The sequence below is a fragment of the Microcoleus sp. B5-D4 genome (assembly GCF_036705145.1).
In the GTDB taxonomy this organism is placed as follows: domain Bacteria; phylum Cyanobacteriota; class Cyanobacteriia; order Cyanobacteriales; family Microcoleaceae; genus Microcoleus.
The window spans coordinates 127727-151768 of sequence record NZ_JAUBTV010000007.1 but is presented as its reverse complement, the minus strand read 5'-3'; the positions used below and the strand labels follow the sequence as shown (position 1 = coordinate 151768).

General features: G+C 46.9%; 20 protein-coding genes. 10 read left to right on the top strand and 10 right to left on the bottom strand.

Features of this window, described 5'->3' with window-relative positions:
• Positions 1-103: 103 nt before the first annotated feature.
• Positions 104-1204, bottom strand: coding sequence for a calcium/proton exchanger (gene cax / locus QUB10_RS05515; protein ID WP_333200289.1), 1101 nt, complete (start codon positions 1202-1204; stop codon positions 104-106).
• 195 nt (positions 1205-1399) lie between these two features.
• Between cax and QUB10_RS05510 the strand changes: the two genes are divergently transcribed.
• Positions 1400-2170, top strand: a complete 771-nt coding sequence (locus QUB10_RS05510) for a Uma2 family endonuclease (protein ID WP_333200276.1) — start codon at positions 1400-1402, stop codon at positions 2168-2170.
• A gap of 214 nt (positions 2171-2384) precedes the next feature.
• Here QUB10_RS05510 and QUB10_RS05505 read toward each other — a convergent pair whose 3' ends face one another.
• From QUB10_RS05505 to QUB10_RS05490, 4 genes are all read right to left on the bottom strand, one after another.
• On the bottom strand, positions 2385-3005 hold the full coding sequence (locus QUB10_RS05505) for a DUF6391 domain-containing protein (protein ID WP_333200274.1): 621 nt from the start codon (positions 3003-3005) through the stop codon (positions 2385-2387).
• A gap of 177 nt (positions 3006-3182) precedes the next feature.
• Positions 3183-3896: an MORN motif-containing protein gene (locus tag QUB10_RS05500; protein WP_333200287.1), complete on the bottom strand. Its 714-nt coding sequence runs from the start codon at positions 3894-3896 to the stop codon at positions 3183-3185.
• A 102-nt stretch (positions 3897-3998) separates the two neighbouring features.
• The gene (locus QUB10_RS05495) at positions 3999-4754 is read right to left on the bottom strand and encodes an MORN motif-containing protein (protein ID WP_333200272.1); all 756 of its coding nucleotides are present in this window, start codon (positions 4752-4754) and stop codon (positions 3999-4001) included.
• 215 nt (positions 4755-4969) lie between these two features.
• The gene (locus QUB10_RS05490; RefSeq protein ID WP_333200270.1) at positions 4970-6913 is read right to left on the bottom strand and encodes a hypothetical protein; all 1944 of its coding nucleotides are present in this window, start codon (positions 6911-6913) and stop codon (positions 4970-4972) included.
• Positions 6914-7143: 230 nt separating this feature from the next.
• Between QUB10_RS05490 and QUB10_RS05485 the strand changes: the two genes are divergently transcribed.
• The 3 genes from QUB10_RS05485 to secG all read left to right on the top strand — a co-directional run bounded on the left by QUB10_RS05485 (position 7144) and on the right by secG (position 10234).
• Entirely contained in the window at positions 7144-7839 is a 696-nt protein-coding gene (locus QUB10_RS05485) for a retropepsin-like aspartic protease (RefSeq protein ID WP_333200268.1), read from the top strand.
• 426 nt (positions 7840-8265) lie between these two features.
• A complete protein-coding gene (gene gpmI / locus QUB10_RS05480) occupies positions 8266-9867 on the top strand; it encodes a 2,3-bisphosphoglycerate-independent phosphoglycerate mutase (RefSeq protein WP_333200266.1) in 1602 nt (533 codons plus the stop codon).
• Between the two features lie 127 nt (positions 9868-9994).
• A complete protein-coding gene (secG, locus tag QUB10_RS05475) occupies positions 9995-10234 on the top strand; it encodes a preprotein translocase subunit SecG (RefSeq protein ID WP_190659521.1) in 240 nt (79 codons plus the stop codon).
• Here the strand turns inward: secG and QUB10_RS05470 are convergent.
• Positions 10229-10405, bottom strand: coding sequence for a hypothetical protein (locus QUB10_RS05470; RefSeq protein WP_333200264.1), 177 nt, complete (start codon positions 10403-10405; stop codon positions 10229-10231). The two genes, secG and QUB10_RS05470, sit on opposite strands and share 6 nt — an antisense overlap.
• Positions 10406-10932: 527 nt before the next feature.
• Here QUB10_RS05470 and QUB10_RS05465 point away from each other — a divergent pair.
• Complete coding sequence (locus QUB10_RS05465; RefSeq protein WP_333200262.1) at positions 10933-11664, top strand: peptidase; 732 nt, start codon at positions 10933-10935, stop codon at positions 11662-11664.
• Positions 11665-11767: 103 nt separating this feature from the next.
• Positions 11768-12193 carry an NUDIX domain-containing protein gene (locus QUB10_RS05460; protein WP_333200260.1) on the top strand — a complete coding sequence of 142 codons (426 nt, stop codon included), beginning with the start codon at positions 11768-11770 and terminating at the stop codon, positions 12191-12193.
• Between the two features lie 322 nt (positions 12194-12515).
• Here the strand turns inward: QUB10_RS05460 and QUB10_RS05455 are convergent, their stop codons facing one another.
• Positions 12516-13028 carry a rhodanese-like domain-containing protein gene (locus QUB10_RS05455; RefSeq protein ID WP_333200258.1) on the bottom strand — a complete coding sequence of 171 codons (513 nt, stop codon included), beginning with the start codon at positions 13026-13028 and terminating at the stop codon, positions 12516-12518.
• Positions 13029-13407: 379 nt separating this feature from the next.
• Here QUB10_RS05455 and QUB10_RS05450 point away from each other — a divergent pair, with 379 nt between their 5' ends.
• From QUB10_RS05450 to QUB10_RS05440, 3 genes are read left to right on the top strand one after another with little or no spacing between them, the layout of a single operon-like run.
• Complete coding sequence (locus tag QUB10_RS05450; RefSeq protein ID WP_333200256.1) at positions 13408-14136, top strand: hypothetical protein; 729 nt, start codon at positions 13408-13410, stop codon at positions 14134-14136.
• A gap of 40 nt (positions 14137-14176) precedes the next feature.
• Positions 14177-16108, top strand: a complete 1932-nt coding sequence (locus QUB10_RS05445) for an ATP-binding protein (protein ID WP_333200254.1) — start codon at positions 14177-14179, stop codon at positions 16106-16108.
• A 42-nt stretch (positions 16109-16150) separates the two neighbouring features.
• A complete protein-coding gene (locus tag QUB10_RS05440) occupies positions 16151-17605 on the top strand; it encodes a DUF1802 family protein (RefSeq protein WP_333200252.1) in 1455 nt (484 codons plus the stop codon).
• Positions 17606-17664: 59 nt separating this feature from the next.
• Here the strand turns inward: QUB10_RS05440 and QUB10_RS05435 are convergent, their stop codons facing one another.
• From QUB10_RS05435 to QUB10_RS05425, 3 genes are all read right to left on the bottom strand, one after another.
• The gene (locus QUB10_RS05435) at positions 17665-18381 is read right to left on the bottom strand and encodes a Uma2 family endonuclease (protein ID WP_333200250.1); all 717 of its coding nucleotides are present in this window, start codon (positions 18379-18381) and stop codon (positions 17665-17667) included.
• A gap of 48 nt (positions 18382-18429) precedes the next feature.
• Positions 18430-21441, bottom strand: a complete 3012-nt coding sequence (locus QUB10_RS05430) for an EAL domain-containing protein (RefSeq protein ID WP_333200285.1) — start codon at positions 21439-21441, stop codon at positions 18430-18432.
• Positions 21442-21839: 398 nt separating this feature from the next.
• On the bottom strand, positions 21840-22673 hold the full coding sequence (locus tag QUB10_RS05425) for a prohibitin family protein (RefSeq protein ID WP_333200247.1): 834 nt from the start codon (positions 22671-22673) through the stop codon (positions 21840-21842).
• A 625-nt stretch (positions 22674-23298) separates the two neighbouring features.
• Here QUB10_RS05425 and nfi point away from each other — a divergent pair.
• Positions 23299-23946 (top strand): deoxyribonuclease V, encoded by a 648-nt coding sequence (gene nfi, locus QUB10_RS05420; RefSeq protein WP_333200245.1) that lies wholly within the window; start codon positions 23299-23301, stop codon positions 23944-23946.
• Positions 23947-24042: the final 96 nt, after the last annotated feature.

The window sequence follows — 24042 nt, the reverse complement described above, 5'->3', positions numbered from 1 at the left end:
ACGAGGCAGAGCCTCGCTTACATCGGTTCCCAGGCACAGCCTAGGAACCAGTTAAGAAAATTGAGTTTTTGTGGAACAGGCATCTTGCCTGTCCCACGAGAAATCAAGTAATCGGGTGAAAGTAAAATGCGGCTCCTAAAACGGTGTATGTTGCTAAAAGCAGCACTCCTTCGAGCCAATTCGATCGCCCGTCAAGACTAATTAGATTAGCAATTGTCACGGCAATGGCAACTGCAACTACTTCAAACGGATTGAAGTTTAAATCCATCGGCTGATGAATTATTAATCCGATAATTACTAACACCGGCGCTACCAGCAAAGCAACTAGCAAACTCGAACCCATTGCGACAGAAACTGACAAATCCATATTGTTTTTCATGGCAACTCCCACCGCAGTTACATACTCGGCCGCGCCGCCAACAATCGGCAACAGAATTACCCCTGTAAACAGTGGCGTCAATCCCAATCCTTTGGTAGTTTCTTCGACAACACCCACGAAAATTTCTGATTCAAAAGCAACGGCAACAGTTGAGGCAACTAGCACTCCTATCCACAGCCACAAATTCGGTTTGTGCGTAGTAGATTCCTCTTTGGTATTTTGAGAATTTTCTGACTCTAGTTCTAGTAAGCCGACTTCGTAAAGATAGCTGTGAGTTTTTAAGGAAAATAGCAGAGTTAGAGCGTAAACTGCAATTAGGACGATCGCAGTTATTAAGGAAAGATTCTGAATGGCTGCGGGTTCGACTCCATTGGAGGTGTAAATTACCATTGTCGGCAGCAGGATGGCAATCACTGCTAGAGTCATTGTGGAACCGTTCACCCGCGCGATTATTGGCTTAAATTCCTGTTCTTTGTAGCGGATTCCTCCTAACAGCATGGAAAATCCCATTACTAAGAGCAAGTTGCTGATAATTGTACCGGTTATGCTGGCTTTCACAATGTCAATTAAGCCAGCTTTCAGGGCAACTATGGCAATAATTAATTCCGTAGCATTGCCAAAGACTGCATTTAATAAGCCGCCTATGGAGGGGCCTGTAACGATCGCCACTTCTTCTGTTGCTGTGCTCAACCAAATCGCCAGAGGTATAATGCCTAAAGCGGATGTGATGAAAACTGCGAGGGAGCCCCAGTGCAAATACTCAGCGGCGATGGAAATGGGGATAAAAATTAACAGAGCTATGGAAAGAATCTTTTTGATTGACATAGGAACTCGGATGGTGTAAGGAAGGGTGAGGTCGAGTTGTCGGGGCGATCGCAAAGTTGATTTTACACTATTCAACTATTCTCTGACAATTCTGCTGGCGAGTGCGATCGATAAATTGGGAATATTTAACCGCAAATGCACCCAGATCGAGGCAGATTGAATATAATAGAATTATATCGACATCGGTGAAAAGATATGTCTCAATCTGTAGTGCCAGTTGTTGAATCAAAGCAAATTGATACTTCACCCACCTTGACCTTTGAAGAATACCGATTTTATCAAACTGATTCCGATCTACAATATGAACTGTACAAAGGCAAATTAATTCCGATGCCAACCGCAACAGTTTTACATATCAAAATTTGCGAATACTTAGTTTACAAATTGCAGCGTTACCTAGCTGAACACAATCTTGACTTAGTAGCAAAAACAGGTCTGGGAGTAAGAACAGAAGAAGATACCTCTCGGATTCCTGATGTAGTTGTTTGCACTCAAAGTCTTTTGGAACAAGCTGCTGCTAGACCAGGTTCTGGTATCCTCGATTTTGAGGAAAAGCCCCTGTTAGTCATAGAAGTAGTGAGTCAAAATCGGCGCGCCGATTATGTGATTAAACGAGCTGAGTACGAACTAGCTAACGTACCTGAATATGTAATTGTTGACCCTACACCTAACAAAGAACTGGTGCGAGTTTTAGCTTTTCCTGAAGGTGAAGACATCTATACACAAACCGATTTTGTGCCGGGGCAACAAATGGTATCTGTAGTATTTCCCAATCTGACATTATCAGTGAATGAAATACTGTCTCCGCCATTAGTTGAAGGGTTGATTAAAGCAGAACAAGCTCGGTTCCAGGAACTTGAGCAGCAAGCTGCGGTGGAGCGCCAACGGGCTGATGAGCAGGGCCAACGGGCGGAAAGATTGGCGGCCAGGTTGCGAGAATTAGGAGTAGATGCCGATCGCATTTAGGAGCTTTCTGTCTGGAGCATCTCAATGAAAGCAGCCAATCTAGAAATTGGAAGGAGCCAGGAGTCAGGAGTCAGGAAGAAAGAGGAAGAAGGAAGCAGGAAGAAGAAGTGTTTTTACAAATATGAGATGCTCCCTTTCTGTCAGATCCCCGAATTCTTAAAAAAGTCGGAGATCAGGGTATTCTGTTGTTTGAGGTGGGCTTGGTACTGTGCAACTATTCAACCCAACGCACCCGCACAAAATGAGCTTCGCGTCCCCAGAAGTCGTGACTTACAGTAATATCAACAACACTCAAATTAAACGGAATAGCAGTTGTGACGTACCGCTGAGCTAGAGATCCTACATCTGGAGCTAATTGAGCCGCCGCCGCCGCCGCTGCACCCAAACCTAAAAGTTGCAGAATGGGCCCGCGAGGCAGGGCTAAATTAATGCCAACAGCAAGTCCAGCAGTCAGCAGCATTGCCACCGACAAATTCGTGCCACAGCGGGGATGTACAGCTAAATCCCACTCTCCGCTGGCAATCCGCTGCAAAGCCTCGCGCACTGCCTGACGCAACTGTGCAATGTTAACGTGACCATAAAGATAAAACCCTTGGTCTGTGGACATTCCGCCCAATAACTCATTATCGGTTCTTGCTGTCGTCGCACCAAACGATTGACTTAGTACCCAAACAGTAGCGTGTTCCAAAGCATGAACTTGTCGCAAAGTCAAAACTTCCTTCAAACCGGGCACAAAATTGAGTTGTCGCAACAAATCAGCATCTTGAGTCCGCTGCGGGGCAAAGTCGAAGGGAAACTGGCCGGTGCGGCTGGAAGCAGAAGCAGTAGTTGTCATATCAAAACGCCTCCATTAACTCCATTAAGTGGATATTTAAGATTAGCAATTCGGTTGAGAAAAAGCCGATCATACATTATCAATAGTTTTGACTTTAAAACCTAGCAAGGGCAGGTTTTGTGCAAAAAATATTAGCCCTCAACCTGCCCTTACTAATAGTTCGCACTTATTCCCAGTTTATCGTTCGAGCCGCTGGCCGTCGCGGAACACTCCCGGAAACCGCCGGCCACTGGTATCGATAATTGTGCCTTTGCCGTGAGGCAATCCCTTGCGGAACTCTCCCTGATAGCGGATACCGTTAGAAAACGCGCAGCTACCCCTAGCATCAAGTTCTTCATTAAAGAACTGTCCCGAACACCGGGTACCGTCCGCGCGGGTGAAGACTCCCGCACCTAAAGGCTTGCCCCCTAAAAATTGACCGACAAAGCGATCGCCGTTAGCAAAAATGAATTGCCCCTGTCCAGTCGGCGTACCCACTTTCCAATCCAGAGAAAACGGCCCTATATAGCGATCGCCATTAGTAAAAATAGCTGTCCCGGAACTCACTTTGCCATCTCGGAATATGCCCTCGACGCGGGCGTCGTCGTTAAATATAAATTGTCCTCGACCGTTTGGCTGACCGAGACGGAACTGCCCCTCATAGCGATCGCCGTTGGCATATACGTATACCCCCGTGCCACTGGGCAAACCGTTAACGAACTGTCCGATGTAGCTATCGCCATCGTCGTAATCGCACCTAACTCTACCTGTAGGGATAGCTGGCACGCAGCGACCAGTTTTAGCTCCTGTTCCTTGCGCCATTGATGGCAAGGGATAAGTCGCGTAACTACCAATTCCCAACACTGATGTAACTAATAGAGCGATTCCACTGGTTTTAAAACGGGAAATCATTAACAAAGTCTCTCCTATACGCTTCTGGATATTATTTTCCTTCGTCATTTGTCTTTTGTCCGATTTCTTGTCAACAGTGGCCTGAAAAACTGAATTTATCCTTTAGGAAACTCCGGGTTTGCCGTTGCGAAATACCCCCGGAAAGCGCCTGCCGCTAGCATCGATCATCGTCCCGACACCGTGAGGCAGTCCCTTTCGCAATTCTCCTTCATAGCGCGTACCGTTGGGGAAAGTGCAGGTGACACTAGCATCTAGTTCTTGATTAAAAAATCTGCCGGAACAGCGAGTGCCGTCTTTGCGTACTAATACCCCTGGGCCAAAGGGCGAACCTGCAAAGAATTGTCCTTCGTAGCGATCGCCATTCTCGTAAAAAAATTGACCCCGCCCTGCTGGTTGGCTGCTAATAACATCAGTCTGAACGTTCCTGACGACTGCGAACTCTCCGACGTAGCGCTCGCCGTTGGGAAAAACCACCGTCCCAGACCTCATCGTGCCGTCTTGGAACACGCCTGTGTAGCGGGCATCATCTTTAAAAATGAAAGTCCCTCTACCATCCGGCACTCCATTCCGAAATTGTCCTTCGTAGCGATCGCCATTAGCGTACACGTAGACTCCACTGCCATCGGGGAGGCCGTTGACGAAATTTCCCTCGTAGTTATCGCCTCCCTCGTAATTGCATTTCACTCTTCCCGTAGGAAGGCTGCCTTGGCAGAAGGGAGAGCGTTTTTCTTCATCTGGTTTTTTTGGATCAGGTGTTGGCTGAGCCATTAATGGCTGGGGATTCAAGAGATTAGTGGCGCTGCCGATACAAGAAGCAACTAATATCACCATCCCTAATTTTTGAATTGAACCGAGCATGAGAAATCTCCTTTGACTTCCATTACTAATAGGGATTTTATAGAAGCTAAGACTCGCTGAAAAGTCTTCTATTTTTTAATCCCTAATGTTTCTTCCCAGAAGCGACTAACTCACTCTATATTAATTTTACCTTCAGATTCGAGATCAGCCATAAACGCTAAGGGCAAAAATTAGAGTTTTTGCCCTTAGCATTTTTCATGCTTTAATGTCAATTTTCAGCGCCGCGTTGAGCTATTCGGATTTGGCCGACGGCTAATAACTGTATTGGCGGGTTGTTGGCGAGTGGCGGGTTTTTCGCCAACACCTTTGGCTACCTCAACGCCGTTTTCCTCTAGAATCACGACTGGATCGGCTCCGGGCTTGATATCCACCCGCTTCACCAAAACTTGCCCGTTAGACAACCGCTGGCCGACTTTGACATATCGGCTGGTTGGTTCATTCGGTACTTTGACAATCACTTGCGTCTCGTTCCCGACTTTTACCACGCCACTGACTTCAGTGCCTGTAGCGAGGTCAGTAGAAGGCGGTGGCGGCGGTGGCGCAACTGTTGGTATCTGCGGAGGAGGTGGGGGATTGGGGTCTCTCCACTGGGGCGGGCGCTTGTCTACTGGCAGTTCCGGCAGATCCGGTACTCCTATGGGTCTAGCTGCAATTGGCTGGGGCGGGCGCGGGGGTGCTGGACGGCGCGGATTCCTACCGGTAGTTGGTGTTGAAATTGGGCGGCTGCCCACTTGAGGCGTATTCAGCCCCGGAACTTGGCGCGGTAAGCCAATTTGTGCTCCATCGCCTCCCGGCAGGCCTGGCTGTCCGGGGCGACTGCCCAATTGAGGCGTATTCAGCCCCGGAACTTGGCGCGGCGAGCCTATTTGCGCGCCTTCGCCTCCGGGAAAACCCGGCTGTCCGGGGCGACTGCCCAATTGAGGCGCATTGAGTCCCGGAACTTGGCGCGGGGAGCCAACTTGCGCGCCTTCGCCTCCCGGCAGAGAAGGATCTCCGGGGCCCGCTGCTATGAACGGAGCTCCCGCTGGGCGACGCCCTACTGGCGGGGGGTTTAGCCCAGGCACTTCTGGCAACGAAGCTAATTGCCGACCCAGGGCCGTCTCGCCTGGTGGCTGACGATTTGTCGGGCTTGCCGATAGAACTGGCAGAAGAGGCGCTTTTGCGATAGTTCGCGCCTCATAGTCTTGATCGCGGAGGGCTGCATCAAGTCTGTTCTTGCCCTGCCGCCAAACTGCTTGCAGCAAATTTGCTCGCGTCACACAGGAAAGTTCCCCCCTTCTTACTGTCGGCGGTCGATATACCTCAATTGCCTCGGCAATTTCGGGAACGATGGAACACCGGAGAGCATCAGCAGGCGATTGATCTCCGTAAAGATCCCACAAGTTTGAGGCTGTCACATATTCACCCAGGGCCTTTTCTATTCTTCTGAAGAATGGTCGGTTAGTTAGTAGTAACTCTCGTCTGGTAACACCAAAATTCCTTCCTGGTACTCCGTAAATAGTCTCGACTAATTTACGCACATCAGTACCGTACTCAGAGTTTTGTGTGGTGTCATCGAGCAAAGCCTGAAGCGTCCTAAATTCGCTGACAACGCCTCTTGCTGTGGGGCTGAGATTGATTTGGGGAGCGGCAGGGCCTCTGAGCTTAGTTCCTCCAATTTGGACTGGGCGGGATAGTTCTGGCAGTTTAGGTATCATGGCCACCTGTCGCTGCGGCAGTTTGGGCAAGGGATTGGCTGTCATCGGCCCTGCTGGGACTCCGCCCGGGACATCGCCAACTCCGGGAGGGTTTTGAACTGTGATCGGTGGCAGCGGCCCAAAGGGGTCTAGCTGAGAAGGATTGGCTGTCACAGGGCCTTGTGGCACCGGCTCAAGGGGAAGCGTTGGATTCCTGTTTTTGTTGTCGCCGATTCCTGTTTGAGCCTGTCTTGCTCGTTCGTCTGGGTTGGTCGATCGAATTAACCCTGGAGGTTGGGCGGCTACTATTGGAGACGGGAAAGTCTGAGTTGCTGGGGTGGGGCTGGCAGAGGCTGTCGGAGATGGAGAGGCTGCACTAGGGCTGGGGCTGGGGCTGGCTGTGTTGCTGGCCTCGTCGCCACCGCATCCTCCGATCGAGAAAGCTAGTAGTCCTATAGTTGCAAAATATAAAAGTTTGTGCATTGCCGATCGCCCCTAAATGCTTAATTTCAAGATATCCAACAAGGCTCTGCAATTACAGCCTGTTGCCGTTTATCAGTTTATCTGTGTTCGATGTTATGCGATCGCTTGAAAATTGCCAAGTTTTCCTGATGATCTGATCGGGCGATCGGGCGATTGGTTTTTGGGAGCGGGTTAGGATATCAGTGGCGGTCGTTGTTCGACATCATTGAATCAATTAAGGTATTTAGATCATGGCAAAAGTGATTCTCAAGCGGATTTGGCGATCGGGCTTGGTTTGTGCGAGCGTTGTGGTTGGTCTGGGATCTGTGGGGGGTGGCGAGGTGCATTCTCATTCACATCAGCCAGAAACTCAGGTGATGACATTGGTGCCCGATGTTAGTTCCCAGCAGCACGCGCGGCGGAGCTATCCCGTTCCCCGTAGGGGTTCCCGAAGGGTAGGGAATCGCACTATAACGGGATCGGGATTCACAACTGGCAAATTGTACTCTCAGTTTTGGAACCCGTCAAATCGTGGTGCCAAACCCCCAGCAAATCAACCGGCTAAGCCACCGGGGAATCCACAGGTATTTCAAGCTAAAATCAAGCGTCGCGCTGGTGGGACGCCGGTGATTGATGTGGTATTTAACGGCAACAAGACTTTTGAAATGATTCTCGATACCGGGGCGAGTGGCACTTTGATTTCTCAGCGGATGGCTACTGCACTGGGAGTGAGGCCGGTGCGTACAATCAGAGCGGGGATCGCTGACGGTAGCGTTGTCGAGTTCCCGATCGGTCTAGTGCGATCGATTCGGGTTGGCGGTGCTGTGAGCCAAAATGTCGAAGTGGCGATCGCCAAACAAATGCCAATAGGTCTGCTCGGTCACGATTTCTTTGGCAATTACGATGTCAAAATTAAAAAAGATGTTGTAGAATTTTATGTCCGCTGAAAGTGAGCCGATTCGGAAACGGATTTTTGCTCAACTCGTTTAAAGTTATTCGCAGCCCAGTCAAAGCTGTTTAATCTCTTCCTTGAGGCAGTAGTAAAAGTGCGCCATCTGTGGTATTCTTCTTAGTGTTTCAATAGCAACCTACCGTTGAACAATTGGTGAAAATGCGGCGGCAAAAGCAGGGTCGCTGTTGGTGAGATCGGTAACTGTCTCCGACTGTGCATTTACAGTACAGGGCAAGGCAATCAATTAAACAATTCCCAAAGCAGGTCGAAATTAGTTCCCACAATGCTGTGGCTAAGGGAAATTTGGTGGGCTGTGTTCAGCCGGAGCCTAGAAAATATGTAAACTGATGAGCGGAAGATGTTCCGCAAAATCGGAAATCATGACGATCGAGAAATTAATTATTGTAAATAAGGTATTCACATGGCACAAGCGTCTGTATCTCCTGTAGTGCTGATTATTCTAGACGGCTGGGGTTATCGTGAAGAACAAGACGGAAATGCGATCGCCGCTGCGAAAACACCCGTGATGGACAGTCTCTGGGCCGCTTATCCCAGAACTCTGATTAAAACATCGGGCCGGGCGGTAGGGCTGCCAGACGGGCAAATGGGTAACTCAGAGGTTGGTCACTTGAATCTGGGCGCGGGCCGCGTGGTTCCTCAAGAGTTGGTGCGGATCTCGGATGCCGTGGAAGATGGTTCTTTGCTGGACAACCGCGCGCTGGTTGGGCTTTGCGAGAAAGTCCGGGCCACGGGCGGCAAGTTGCACCTGACTGGTCTTTGTTCTGAAGGTGGGGTTCATTCCCATCTCAGTCATATTAAGGGTTTGCTGCAATTAGCAAAGGCACAGGGAATTTCTGAGGTTTGCATTCACGCGATTACAGACGGCCGTGATACAACTCCGAAAGAGGGTGTCGAAGCTCTAGGCAAGATTGAAAGTTATATCGCAGAGGTAGGGGTCGGTCGGATTGCGACCATCAGCGGCCGCTACTACGCTATGGACAGGGACAAGCGCTGGGATCGGGTGCAGCGCGCTTACGAGGTGATGACGACTGAGGGCGCGCCTGACGGTCGATCGGCTGTTGATGTGTTGCAGGCCTCCTATTCTGAAGGAGTGACCGACGAGTTTGCAGTTCCGACTCGAATTGCGCGGGGAGCCGTGGCATCCGGGGATGGGCTAATTTTCTTCAATTTTCGCCCGGACAGGGCTAGAGAATTGACTCAGGCTTTTGTATCTCCCGATTTTAAGGGGTTTGAACGGCAGTTAATTGAGCCGCTGACGTTTGCGAGTTTTACTCAGTACGACCCGAAGTTGTCCTCGGTAATGGTGGCTTTTGAACCGCAGAATTTGAACAATATTCTGGGCGAGGTGATTTCTAAGCACGGTTTGCAGCAGTTGCGGACGGCGGAAACTGAAAAGTACGCTCATGTGACTTATTTTTTTAATGGGGGTCTGGAAGAGCCTTTTATCGGGGAACACCGGGAGTTGGTGCAGAGTCCGATGGTGGGGACTTACGATGAGGCACCCCAGATGTCGGCGGAGTTGGTGACGGATGGGGTGGTGACGGCTTTGGAAAGAGGCATCTATTCGTTTATGGTGATTAACTACGCTAACCCGGATATGGTTGGTCATACGGGGATGATGGATGCGACGATAGTTGCGATCGAAACTGTGGATAAATGTTTGGGGCGGCTGTTGAGCGCTATTAGTAAAGCTGGAGGTACGGCAATTATTATTGCTGACCACGGAAATGCTGAGCAGATGTTTGACGAGGACGGGAATCCCTGGACGGCTCACACTACTAACCCGGTGCCGTTTATTCTGGTAGAAGGTGAAGGTCGGAAGATTCCGGGTCACGGAACGGATGTTCCTCTGAGGGCGGATGGTTGTTTGGCGGATATTGCGCCGACGATTCTGGAGCTGTTGAGGTTGCCTCAGCCCCCGGAGATGACGGGACGCTCTATGATACGATCGGCTGAGTTTGAAGTTCGTGCCAATCGCACTCCGGTGCGAGTCCGATTGTAGTAGGGCTCGGTGAAATCTCGCTAAAGGTGGGGACACGGCGCCGTGTCCCTAACCGAGTTTGTGTGCGATCGACTGAATTTGATATGATAATAAATTACCGATTACTAATTACCCATTACCCCACATTATGAATATTGTTTCTGTGTTACAAGTTATCTGGTCTTTGTCTGCTTTAGGACTGGTGATTTTTGTGTTGCTGCACAGTCCTAAAGGCGATGGTATTGGAGGGATTGGCGGACAAGCTCAATTGTTTACCAGCGCCAAGAGTGCAGAAACAAGTCTGAACCGGATTACTTGGGGTCTGTCTATTGTTTTTATGGGTTTGACTGTGATTTTGAGTGCTGGTTGGTTGGCGCCTAAGTTATAAGATTTGGATTTTTAACCACATTAGTTCACGGGCGAGACGCCCGTGCCACATGAGTTCACGGGCGAGACGCCCGTGCCACATTAGCTCACGGGCGAGACGCCCGTGCCACATTAGCTCACGGGCGAGACGCCCGTGCCACATTAGCTCACGGGCGAGACGCCCGTGCCACATAATTGACACTCCCTAGCCTAAAGGCGTAGGGATTCTTAATTCATCGACTGACCTTTAAGCGCTATGTCCTTTCGGCAATCTTTAAACTTTTCAACCGTGCAATTACACCAATTGACGAGCCTAATTCACAGCAACCCCAGAGGGTCTATCTCCAAAAGCGTACTAGGATACGAACCTAGAGTTCGGGTATGCCCTACCCTACTTAACAAATGAACTAAATTATTTTTTTTCTGGTAAAGAGAATGCGTCGATCCTCTAGCTGTTTTAAGAGTTTTCGCTGCTCTCGGTCCAACAATTTATGCCTAAAAGTGTGTCTCCGTTTCACTTCGGGCAAAGGAGTTTAACCTTGACTGTTCTAGTCTAGCACAAATACAAGAAATTTATGGATTTTTAGGAATGGATTTAAGAAATTAAAGCCGTCCTAGAAGGACGGGGTTTTAAACCCAATTTTCTGATAAATTATTGTGGGGAGTAGGGGTTGGGCTTCTAGCCCGCCCTAAAAATGAAATTTAAGTGCAGTCAGAAAAATGCGGTTGGGGAAAGTGACAGTAAAACCTCGATTACTGGCTGGTTTGGGATTGGCTTTATGTTGTTTTAGCCTGATAATTTTTAGTCAGGTTAATACTCCGGCGGCGACTGTTTCTTCTCTCCCTAATAGTTTGCCGAATCCACAGGTTCATCCTTTGCCACCAACGCTGGCCAATTGGCAAGATTCCACGGATAGTGGTGATTATTTTGACCAGGTTAAGCAACCGCAATTCGGTCATTTGTTGTGGTCTAAGTTTCCGATTCAGGTTTATGTTGAGCGTCCAGTTGATGCTAATAAGTCTGAAGCATGGGTGGCGGCTGTGTTGGATGTGGTACGGGAATGGGGGGTGTATTTGCCTTTGGAAGTGGTGGATAGTTCGGAGGTGGCTGATATTAGGATTTTACGTCGGGCTCCGCCTTTGCGTCAAGGGGTTTTGCGATCGCGCTCTGGAGAGGCTACCTATGAGTTATACGCCCGTCGGGATGGGGATAAAACTGTGTTATCTCATCGGTTTTCGGTTTATTTGAATCCGAATCAAGTGGGGAAGTATATTCCGGCGACGGCGCGGCACGAGTTGGGCCACGCTTTGGGAATTTGGGGCCACAGTTTGATGGAAACTGATGTGCTTTATTTTTCTCAGGTGAGAAATCCGCCGCCTATTTCCGCGAGGGATGTTAATACTTTGAAGCGGGTTTATGAACAGCAGACTCGCTTGGGGTGGGAATTTTAGTTGAAACCACAAATTCCCGGCGATTGGAAATCGCGTCTACACAAACAAAGTCCGCCTTCGCGAGACTATAAGAACACGATAATTAATAGGAAATATCAGAAACATGAAAGATGAATGTTTTGGGATTGTGCCGATTTTTGGCAAGGAAGCTGATGCTTTGTTTTTGTTGATTCAACATCAAGCGGGACATTGGGCGTTTCCGAAAGGTCACGCGAATCCGGGGGAATCTCCAGCGGAAACGGCAAGACGGGAATTTGAGGAGGAAACTGGTATATCGGATTTTGAAATGCTGGATGAGCCGAGTTTTACGGAACACTATTCTTTTGTTAAGGATGGGGAGCCCATTGAAAAGACTGTGACTTATTTTTTAGGTTTTGTCAATTCGATGGAAGTTGTTTTGCAAGAGGAGGAAGTTCAAAATTCTGCTTGGCTTTCTTTTGAGGAGGCTGTTAAACGGATTACTTTTGATGCAAACCGCCTAATGTTTGGGGAAGTTAAGGCATATTTGGATGGCAGAAAGTTATACTAATTATCGCCTCGTCTTGCAACAATAATGAGTGTGGGTTTGTTTGCTGAAATATTGTGTAAGGTGCGTCGCTCAAAGATTGTGGATATTATTTAAGATTTTTGAGGGCGACGCACCCTACAGATACTGTTGCATGAGTTTTGAGAGTTGGTATTAAAAATCTGCTGTTGAAACCGCTACTAGACAAACGAACTCTCTCTGTAAGAGACTACTAAAATTTAAGACGGATTTGGTATAATTTTTGATAGAAAAACCCGGTAACTTTTGCGATACCGGGTTTATTAAGTGTCAGATTTTATGGGCGAATCCTGCCGCCAATCTGAGGTTATTTGTGGATTTTCTGAGCTTCGGCGTGGTGTTGCAAGCGAGAGAAAACGTTGTAGGCATCGGGGCCAGGAGTATCGTGTTCGACAGCGCCGTCCACGGGGCCGTCGATGGCTTTCCAAGCAGGAATTCCGCCTTTTAGTTCGGCTACTTTTTGAAAGCCTGCTGCGCGGAGAAGATTGGCTGCTTCGGCGGTTTGTTGGTCGTTTTCGCCGTAGATGTAGATATCGCGGATGGGTTCTAAACTCGATTGTGCTCTACCGACTAATTCGTCCATTGGCATCATTACGGCGCCGGTAATGTGGCTTTTGGTGAAGCTTTCAAAGTCACGGGCGTCGATGATTGTGAGTCCGGGTTCGCCCCAATCTAAACGGGCTTTGAGGTCGTGGCTAGATGCTTGAGCTTTTAAACCAGGAGGGGTGGGAGTAAGGTCGGGAAGTTTTTCTTTGATGTCGGAAATTTGGTCGGGAATATTTTTCATGGGTAAAATCTTGTTCAATGTTTTGATTGCCATTGCAATGTAACAAGATGTTTAGGTTGAATTCGTCTTTCTAAAGGCTGAATCCAGCATTGAACTAAAGTCGCAGTTACGCTGGTTTGCTGGTTGTTAGCTGCGGTTGGGATCGCTACATTTGTTGAGGTTGCTAGAGTGTAGCGGGCTGTGCTTAAAATGGTTTCGATCGCATTTACTGCGGAAAATTTGAAGTGCGATCGCTCGTTTGATTCGCTATTTTATCAAAGGATCGCATTTTAGTCAATCCGAATTATTTTTAAATGAAATTTGCATAAGTTGTGTCCAGCGTCGGTAGGGATTGTGCGGAAAAGTTTAAATGTTTCCCAGCAAGGTTTCTGGTAAAATTTGAGAGTAAAAACAAGTATTTAAAGGTATAGATATGTCTGAGAAAGATGAAATTGCGGTGCCTAACACTTTGACACCGGAAGAGCAAGCGGTGTGGGATGCGAAGGCGAAAGTGCGGGTACTGCTGAATTTGTGGGATTTGAGCGGCGGGAAGATGAAGGTGAAAAAGGGGGAGTTGACTAAGCGGATTGTGCGGACTAATGAGACGAGTCAGAGATATCTGGGAGTGCTCGGTGAGTTGCAGGCAACCGGGGCGATCGAGTATTCGCTAGTAAATCGGGTGACGCTGGTGGAATTGACGGCGAAAGGGAAAGAAGTTTTAGCGCAGGGGCTGAAAAGTCGGGATTCTTTGTTTGAGTTTGATGGTTCTCAAATTGGTACTCGGCTGGGAAATTCTTTGTTGAAGTGGATTCGCCATCAGGATGGTGCGGCGAGTGTTGGGGTTGAGAAGGGGAAGGCGGATGTAGGGACGATCGCATCCTATGACGATTTTAAGGCTGTGGCGATCGATGTATATGACAGCTTGAACCGGGATTATAACTTAGACGATTTAGTGCCGATTTATCGGATGCGTCGGGCGATCGGGGAAAGGGTAGGGCGATCGGAGTTCAATGAGTGGCTGTTGGAAATGCAGGCTAATGATATTTTTCAGCTTATAGGTGGTGAGATGACAGACATCACGCTCGATAAGACAGAAGATTCTATCAAGACTAAACTTGGCGGAATGCGCTACTACGCCAAACGCACAAGTTCCGCAAATTGACTTCAATACTTTTTTAGTTCTTTACCTCACACACATTACCATGACTAACTCTCCTGTTTCCTCACTTGAAGAAATTCATGCTGCTCTCCTCGATCTAAACCCATTTGCTAAACATCCTTATCTTAATGCTGGTGATGTTTGGGGCAAAGAATTCTTTGATGTTGAATCTATAAATTCCCATGCTTCTGATGCAGTATTTCAAGCATTAGAGTGCATTCATAAACGTCAATACTCAACAACTTCTATTGCTATAACAGCTCAAGACGGAACAGGTAAAACCCACATTATTAGTCGCATTCGCCATCGATTGCAATCTCAAGGCGGAGGATTGTTTGTGTACGCCAACAAATATGGCGATCTGCGACTAATCAAGCAAGAATTTCAGCGAATTTTAGCTGAAAGTTTGGGAAAGATTGGCTGGCAAGGCGTGACACAGTGGCAAGAACTAGCTACAGCAATGGTTAATCATGGCTTAAAAGCTGCTAAAGCAGAGGCTAAAGTTTTTTCTTCTCAAGAGCTAGTAAAAAAATTTGAAAAAGGTAGTTCAAAACAAGTCAATAAATGGGTAAAAGATCTGACAAAAGCATTTATAAAAGCTAAAAAAGTTAGCGACCCTGATATTGTCAAAGCAATATTTTGGACCCTATCAGATGAGGAATCACTTTATGCAATAAAATGGTTAGAAGGTCAAGAATTAGCTAACTACAAATCCAATGAACTGGAATTACCCAGCCAGCGACAATCTTTTGATGCAGTTTTGCAAATGTTAGATTTGATTAGCGAGTATAACCAGCTTGTCATTTGTTTTGATGAGTTAGACGCGAGTGAGGCATACGATGATATTAGCGGTTTGCATATCAGCCAAATCGTTGCTGGACTCATAAAAGATTTATTGCAAAATCTCAGTCGGGGTGTGATTCTGAGCGTCATGATGCCCGATTCATGGAGCAATAAAATTAAGCAGCTACCCGGTGGGGTGTACAATAAGGTTTCGACTCATGGAAATCCAATTGACTTAAAGTACATGAATCGGGAATCTATTATTGATTTAGTTGGTTGTTGGTTAAAAAAGTATTACGAACTGCGAAATTTAGTTCCTCCTACTCCTGTGTATCCATTTACAGAAAGCCAACTCAGCGAGATTGGTGAGGGAAGAGAAACTATCCGACAGGTTTTGAAATGGTGTCAAGATAACTGTCATCCTCCTATTCTGACTGAGAGGGAAGAGTCAAAGGAAAAAGAACTTTTAGATCCCGTTGAAATTGCTTTTACCAAAGAGTTAGATGAAGACCTTGGAGATTATTTAGAACAGACCTACCTGCTTGCTGATGCTCTTTTATTCGGCTTCCAGACCTTGATTGGCCAAATAGTGGAAAGGGTAAGCGTTCAACAAGTTACAGAGAAAGTCACGCGAAAAGGAGGCAAAAATGATTACATCAATTTTAAGGTTATTGGGAAGGAAAACGGCAAAGATATCAGTATCGGAGTGGCAGTGCTTCAGTATGCTGGTGGCAAAGCCTTGGGCGCTGGATTAAAAAGATTAAATGACTATGAAACCTTTGGTATGACTCGCGGTTGCTTGGTTCGTTCCACCACCAAAAAAATTAGTACATACTTAGAGACAACCTATCTTGAACCGCTAATTAGACAAAAAGGCGGTGAATTTGTGCCACTGAAAGAAGAGGAAATCAGACCGCTGATAGCTATTCGGGCTGTTCATAAGAAGCGGGAAGTAGACTATAGGGTGAGTGAAGAGGAAATTTTCCAATTTATTGCCCAGAAAGGTGCCGATAAAATGCTGGGAGTTAGCAACCCGTTAATTAAAGAGATTCTTAGCGATCCCTCTTATGAGGTTCCGGTCGATATGATTGAAGATGAACCTGTAACTGCAGAAGAATTTATGTTTTCTGATTTATCAGAAGAAGAAGAAACAGATGAGGCGATTGACAATTTGCTAACTGAGTTTAATTAACACTGCAAAAACTATTTACTTCATATTGGCACAAATACTCTCATGTCGCTAGTCAACCTTGACAGGGCTATCCGTTTGCCGGCCCCAGATTTAACGGGTTTAATCCAAGGGCGAACTATCGCAGCCCTAGTTTGGCGAATGTTTAATCCGGGAGAACAATATGCACTTTATCCTGGTATTATTTCAGGTAATCTGCCTTGCGATCAATATTATCGATCGCATTTTTTACCCGTTGCTCAAAAGGCACTTGCTCAGTTAAATTCAAATAAAGTTTCGATCAAAGCTTGGGCTAAGTGCGAATTGTGCCAAATGGTGAATGAGCCGGAATCCTTAGAGGATTTGTCGCGGTTAACAGTCTGGAAAACAGAGGCCTTACAGCAAATTCTCCAGCAGCGTCCTTTTATTTTTGTAGCTTACCTGCGGGTTTATTTGCTACCTCAGCCGCTGGAAATGCCAGTGCATCCCAGCGGCAATTTTGTACCTTTGCCAAAATCCCTAACTGTTACTGATTCAACGCCAGTGTTGAGCGACTCTATCTTTGCCAAACGCCGTCAAAAGCTGGAAAAACTAGAGCCTCCCGAACATCCAGAATTGGAAGAGTTGCAAAGTGCATTAGTGCATTTATCTACCACCAATCCAAAAGCCAAACAACTAGACGCAGAAATCAAAATGTTTCTAGGTTGGAGTAGCGATAAGCCTGTAAAACCAATCAAACCGGATTTAGCTTGGATAAATACCATAGCAGCTTTGGGAAATCGGGCAAAAGAACTAGATACCAACAAAAGCAACTATGAAGCAGGAACCGACTTTGAAATTGTAGTGCGCGATAGCCTTGAGTTTTTGGGATTTACCATAGATTATGCTCACAAAGGTGGTGCTGGCGGCTTAGATTTATTATGCTCCAAACCTTACCCCTTAGTTGGCGAGTGCAAAGCTGGTAAAAAAATCCCTAATGATACAGCAGTTCAATTGCTGAATTTAGGAACGCTACGGCTCCAAGATAAAGAAACACTCGCAAAAGCAACTAAGTTGATTATTGGGCCTGGCGTTCCAACTACTCAACTTATGGATGCAGCAAAAAAACACGGTATGGCAATTATGAACCCTGAGACGCTTGAAAAACTGGTTAAACTTCAAAGCAACTATCCTAACTCGGTGGACTTATTTAAACTTAAAGAATACTTGAAACCGGGACAATCTGATGATGAAGTTGCTAAATATATTGAGCAAGTTGAACAAGAAATTAAAGTGCGATCTGATGTTCTGCATAGTTTGAAAAAGTATCAGGAAAAGAGTGGTTTTGAACGAGCAAGTGTCGAGGCTGTTAGTGGTGCTTATTCAATGTCTAATGCACTTAGACCGTTATCACCCAAAGACTTGCACGAAATTCTCGTTGAGCTTTCCTCTCCTTTGACAAATTATGTGGGGCGAATTAAAGGAGACAATTGGCAAAGCGATCGCTTTTATTTTCTGCGCGACTTGCCGCTAGATGATTGAGATACATCAAGGGCGATTCCCTACGGGATAGCTTCGCCGCGCGTACTCGATCCAATTTCCTACACAGCATCAGGATCTACGCCCAATTCCCGTAACTTCGCCGCCAATCTTTCAGCTTTCTGCAATTGAGCTTGTTCTGCCTTAATTAACCCTTCCACCAATGGCGGATCTAAAATTTCATTGACTGATAATCTCAGATTGGGAAATACTACCGATTCCATTTCCTCACCAGGCAAGAAATCTGTACCCGTGTAACCATCTTCACCTTCAATCAATGCAAAAAGCCGAAGTTTTTGCTTGCCCATTTTAGGGTCAACAATGCAATATTCTGGCACATTCGCTAATTCGTACTCTCCGCGTTTAATCACGTAATCTTCGCGGCGATTTTCGCTGACCACTTCTACCACTAACAACGGTTTTTCATCAAATTCGAGGATGCCTGCACCGGGTCTAGCAGCAGCTTGTTCCAAAAGACTTTGAGAGCAGACAACTACATCGGGAATCCGAGATTTATCTTCATCGGTTCTCACTCCCAAGCCAGTTTTTACTACTAAGTCGAGATTGTGTTCAGCCAGGTAACGCTGCAATTGGTAAACTAAATATTCGCAAATTTTGATATGTAAAATTGTTGCTGTTGGCACCGCAATTAAATTGCCTTTGTACAGTTCATATTTTACATCACATTCTCCTTGATAAATTCGGTATTCTTCAAAGGTTAAAGTTGGGGAAGTATCAATTTGCTTGTCTGCTAAAACTGGGGCGATCGATTGAGACATAGGTTTTGGTATGAGTTTGCCTTGATACAGTTCCTATTGTAGATCGGATCACCATTTGGGCGATCGCCTCAACAACGCTGTAGCTGCCTCACTGTCGAGAGGTTTAGAGAAAAAGTACCCCTGACCGTACTCGCAGCCGATCGCCCGCATTTGAGCCAATTGGACAGCGGTTTCGACACCTTCTGCCACTACCTCCATCCCCAAACTGCGGGCCAGCATGACAATCGCCCGCACGATTTCCAAATTTTCGCCCATTTCCCCGATGCGACTGACAAAAGAGCGATCGACCTTCAAAATATTAATCGGGAACTTGTGCAAATAACTCAGAGACGAATAACCAGTGCCGAAATCATCAATGCACAAATCAATCCCCAAGTCTCTCAACTGCGAAAGCATCGCCGCCGCCGCTTCCCCATCTTCCATCACCACACTCTCAGTAATCTCCAACTTCAAACAGCGAGTGTCAACACCCGTTTCCTGCAAAACTTGCTTAATTTGCTCGATCGATTCCGGTTCCGCAAACTGCCTCCCGGAAAGATTTACTGCTACAGTCAGCCGCGAATTTCCCAAAGGTAAATTCAAACTCTGCCACTTAATAATTTGGCGGCAGCTTTCGTTCAAAACCCACAAACCCAAAGGCATAATTAACCCAGTTTCCTCCGCCATCGCAATAAATTCCATCGGGGAAACTAAACCCCGTTCCGGGTGCAGCCAGCGCACCAGCGCCTCAAATCCGATAACTGAACCCGTTTTCAAACTAACGATCGGCTGATAATAAACAGTAAAAGGACATTCCAATTTTAAAGTAGTCACTTGCGACTTCGGACGCTCCAATCTCCGATCAATTTCACTCATCGGCGAGTTTTCCGCCGCCGTCCCACAGGCGAAATCCACTATCGAATATTTCAAATTTAGTTCTTCAACCGACTCCCGCAAATCGTTTTCCAAGTGCATCAAAGCAACAGCCCGAGCGTGCATCGCACTGGTAAAAACTTCGTAGCGAGCTTTACCGAGAGCTTTTGCCCGGTACATCGCAATATCAGCATCGCGCAAAATATCTCCCGGCCACTGATATTTGTCGGTATTCAAAGCAATGCCGATGCTAGCAGTAATTAAAACTTTATTACCTTCCAAATTCAGCGGTCGTTCGATCGTTTTGAGAATTGCCTTTGCTTGGGCGATCGCCTCATCAACACCGTGAATTTCTTCCAGCAAAATCACAAACTCATCTCCCCCCAGACGAGCCACCGTATCGCCCGGCCGCAAACAAGTCAAGAGACGGCGAGCCACAGCCACCAACAGCCGATCGCCCGTGCGGTGTCCCTGACTGTCATTAATCACCTTAAACCTGTCCAAATCCAGAAACAACACCGCAAACTGATAGCTCGGATGCCGTTGGGCGCGGGCAAAAGCTTGCCCCAACCTGTCAGTCAACAAAGCACGGTTGGGCAACTCCGTCAGCGCATCGTGCAAAGCATCGTGCAACAATTGTTCTTCAGCCAGCTTGCGCTCAGTCACGTCGTGACAGTTGACCACAATTCCCCGCACCGAAGGTTCGTTGAGCAAATTAGTCGCCACCGCTTCCAACACGCACCAGGAACCATCCTTGTGTTGCACTCGGTATTCCGCCATTCCCAGGCTAACTTTCGGCATTTGCATGACACCTTTGAACACTTGATCCACTATCAGCAATTCGTCAGGGTGAATCAAGTCAAATATAGATCTGCCGAGCACTTCCGCCGTCGGGTAGCCCAAAATCCGCTCTAGGGAAGGAGAGACATAGCGGCAAAAGCCTTTCTCGTCGAGAATTACAATAATGTCTCTAGCATTTTCAATCAACGATCGAAAGCGCTTTTCGCTTTGCCGCAGCTCTTGTTCCGTGCGCTTTCGATCGGTAATATCGGTATTCATGTAAATCTGACCGACAATTTTCCCTGTAGTGTCTTTAATAGCATCGGCCCGCAGCAACACTTGCAAAGTTTCACCGCTTTTAGTGCAGTTGGTAATTTCACCAAACCAAGAATAACCTTGGGCGATCGTGTCGAGTACCTCCCTGGCAACTGCGGGGTCAGCAAAAACTGCCGATATACCTCCGGCTAGTTTAAATTCTTCTGCGGTGTCCCACTCAAATAGCTGAGAAAACGCTTGATTTTGATAGATGTGAGTGCCGTTCGCATCGCTGATGCCGATCGCGTCACTCGAACTTTCCACCGCCTTGCGAGTCAGCACCAGAGCTTCTTCTGCCCGCTTGCGCTCGGTAATGTCAATCCCCACCAGACAAGCAGCTTTGCCCTCATCGTACTTTTGAGCCACAATCAAATAGTATCCCTCCGACTCTCCCCCATCGGTTTGTACCTTAACGTTGAGTTCTTTAACCGCTTCCGTAGCGTCGTCGGCAAAAAACTCCACCACAAAAGAGTTAAAATCCGAGCTAGCAGCCAGAAAACCAATATCTTGACCGACAAAAGCCGACGGCGGCAAACCATGCAGTTTGGCTAAGTGCTGGTTAACCCCCAAATAGCGCAAATCCGAGCTAATCCAAGATACCGTTCCCGGAACTGCTTCCAAAATCGTTTGCAGTTGGTCGTTCGCTTGCTGCAATGCTTGCTGCACTTCACATATTGGTTCCGACAAATCATACTGAACTCCTACAAAGTGAGTCAAATTAGCGTTGTCGTCTCGCACGGGAGATAGCGATAATTTGCTCCAAAAAGGAGTGCCGTCTTTGCGGTAATTTTTGATTGGTGTCTGGATTGCTCGACCTTGGCGCAAGGCGTCGCGGATTTTAGCTACAGTAGTTCGATCGGTATCGGGCCCTTGCAAAAATCGGCAATTGCGCCCCAAGATTTCACTGGCGCAGTAACCTGTCATCCGTTCAAAAGCCGGATTGCAATAAATTATGGGACAATCGGGTGCCTTGGCGTCAGCAATGACAATGCCACTGCTAGTAGCTGCCAAGGCTCGATCGCGTAGCCACAGGGCTTCTGACGCACTATGGCGATCGGCGGCACTCCCCACTTCACCTAAATTAGAAATTGACTGGTTCTCCCGATCTCCCATCAGCCGAACTTTCAAGCAAACCTTTACAATTTCCGAGTTGTTTCTTACTCTAACGTTTTTCAGGACTCGCGCAACGTAAATTGTATCTTGGTATTTAAGTAAGCGGGATTTAACTCAGATGTTGCACCATTCTCAATTACTTGTTTAGGAACAGGCATCTTGCCTGTTCCACAAGAAAACTCATTCTTTGTGGAACGGGCCGGAGAGCCCGTTCTTGACAATGGTGCAACATCTGAGATTCAACCTTAGTTGTTAGTTGTATTTTATACGCTTGCTGTTCGGCATTTAAAAAAGCACATCTTCACTTCCGCAGTGACGAACCCTCTATTCTTCCCCCCTCAGACTCTCTCCCCCTCTCCCCTTCTCCCCCCGCCCAGGCAATCACGATCTGCCGCAGCTTATTTAGCAGGAGTTGCAGGTTGAGAAGTCGGCGGCGCAATATTAATTAATGGCAAAGTTCCGCCTCCTCCCATTACTGTCGGAAACTGGCCGTTCCATTTTTCAATAGCTTGCTGCTGCAAAATTTCGGCTGTTAATGTTTGCCGCTGCAAGCGTTGAGCTTCGGCTTTACCTTTAGCGCGGTTAATTTCAGCTTTAGCATCTTGGGTTGCTTTTTGAACAGTAAATTCTGCTTGTTTAGCTTCTTGTTCGGCTATTTGTTTGGATTCGATGGCTTTACTAAATTCTGGAGAAAAGCCAAAATTTATTAAAGAAACATCTCTGACAATGACGCCGTAAGGTTCCAAACGCTTTTTAAGGCTGTTGTCGATTTCTGTTTTGAGTTCCGTGCGCTTAGTGATAATTTCTTCTGCGGTTTTTTTAGAAGTTGCTGCTTTGAGAACTTCCGAAATAGCCGGACTCAGAATGCTGGTAACAATTTGTTCTTCGTCTCCTATTTGTTGGTAAATTTGATTTACTTTTGCGGGGTCAACATTCCAGTTGACTGCCAAATCTGTCGTAATGCTTTGCAAATCTTTGGATGCTGCATCTGCTTTCAAATCAGTTTTTTGTACCCTCACGCTGAGAGTTTTTACAGAGGTGACGATCGGGAAAATCGGGTGAATGCCTTCATCTAAAATCGCGTCTTGAACTTTCCCGAAGCGCATCATAACGCCGCGTTCCCCTGGGCCGACGAGGGCAAAAGGTCTTAAAATTAAGGCGGCGATGATGAAGACGATGCCACCGACGATGTAGAGAGCTAGGTTGTACCGAACACTTTGCACGGTTTTCATATGTTAATTCAGCTAAGTTGTTTTACTGGATGTTAGTTTTTTCTTCGATATTATCTAAGATTATAACTTCATGTTAAGGGTGCAACAACTCATAAATTCATTGATTTTTTTTCATAAAAGTCATATAGTTGCGAGGGTCTGGGAACCTCTTAGCTCGATGAGCGGGGATGAACAATGGCACTTGTAGCTGGGTGAGATTATTGATTAATAAATGTTTCAATCATCTTGACAAAGCGGAGTTTATTAGATAATGCAGAAGTAAATAGATAGCTCGATCGCTCTGGGACAATGGATAAAAGGGCGATCGGAGAAAGAAAGCTTTCTAGAAAGCGAAAAAATCAGAATTGAACAGCTAATTTTTGGGTAAATTTTAATGGTAAATGGCAGGTGCGTCCCGCTAAAACCTTTGCGGGTTGCTGCAAGCCAGGAAAGATAGAATTTCCATCTGCGACGTACAGACTCTATTTGTAGAATTGGCATCGGCCCGCCTTGCTCAACCCTCCTGAGTAGAAAAAAGACTGCTTGGGCAAGTTGGGAATTTATAGCTACAAACGATAAAAATCCGAGTTTAAAAATGCCCGAAAATAAGTTAAGCTTAGATGAGAACGGTTGAAGAGAAATCAAGATGTTGCAGCGACACCCTTGGCCGCAGACAGTTGAAGAGGCGATCGCCATTCAAGAACAGCTTCGGTCAGAGGTAATTACCGAAAATCAACTGGACACAGTTCGGTACGTCGCCGGTGTAGATGTCGGCTACGACAGTGCAAACGACGTATCGCGGGCCGCTGTAACAGTTCTGAGCTTTCCAGACTTGCAATTGCAGCAGCAAGCTGTGGTTCGCAGTCCTACAACTTTTCCTTACCTTCCGGGTTTCCTGTCTTTTCGAGAAGTGCCTGCAGTTCTCGAAGCTTTAGAAAATATCAGTTTGAGGCCAGACTTGATATTGTGCGACGGTCAAGGACTAGCCCATCCCCGCAGATTCGGTCTTGCCTGCCATTTGGGGGTGTTAACCGGGATTCCCACGATCGGAGTTGCCAAAAATCGATTTATTGGAGAACATTCAGAAGTCGGACTCGATCGGGGCAGTTGGCAACCCTTGCTGCTAGAGGGATCAACGGTAGGCGCAGCGCTAAGGACGCAAACAGGGGTAAAGCCGATGTATGTTTCGATAGGTCATAAGGTAAACTTGATAAGTGCGATCGAGTACGTCCTGCGCTGCGCCCCAAAATATCGCTTACCAGAAACAACTCGATCGGCAGACCAACTAACATAGGGATAACAGGCCAGCGCGGAATGCCTCAAAAAAAAAGTAAAAAGACCAAAAAAGCATCCCCCTTTGGACTTTGAATTTTTGAGGTGGCCCGGTTAA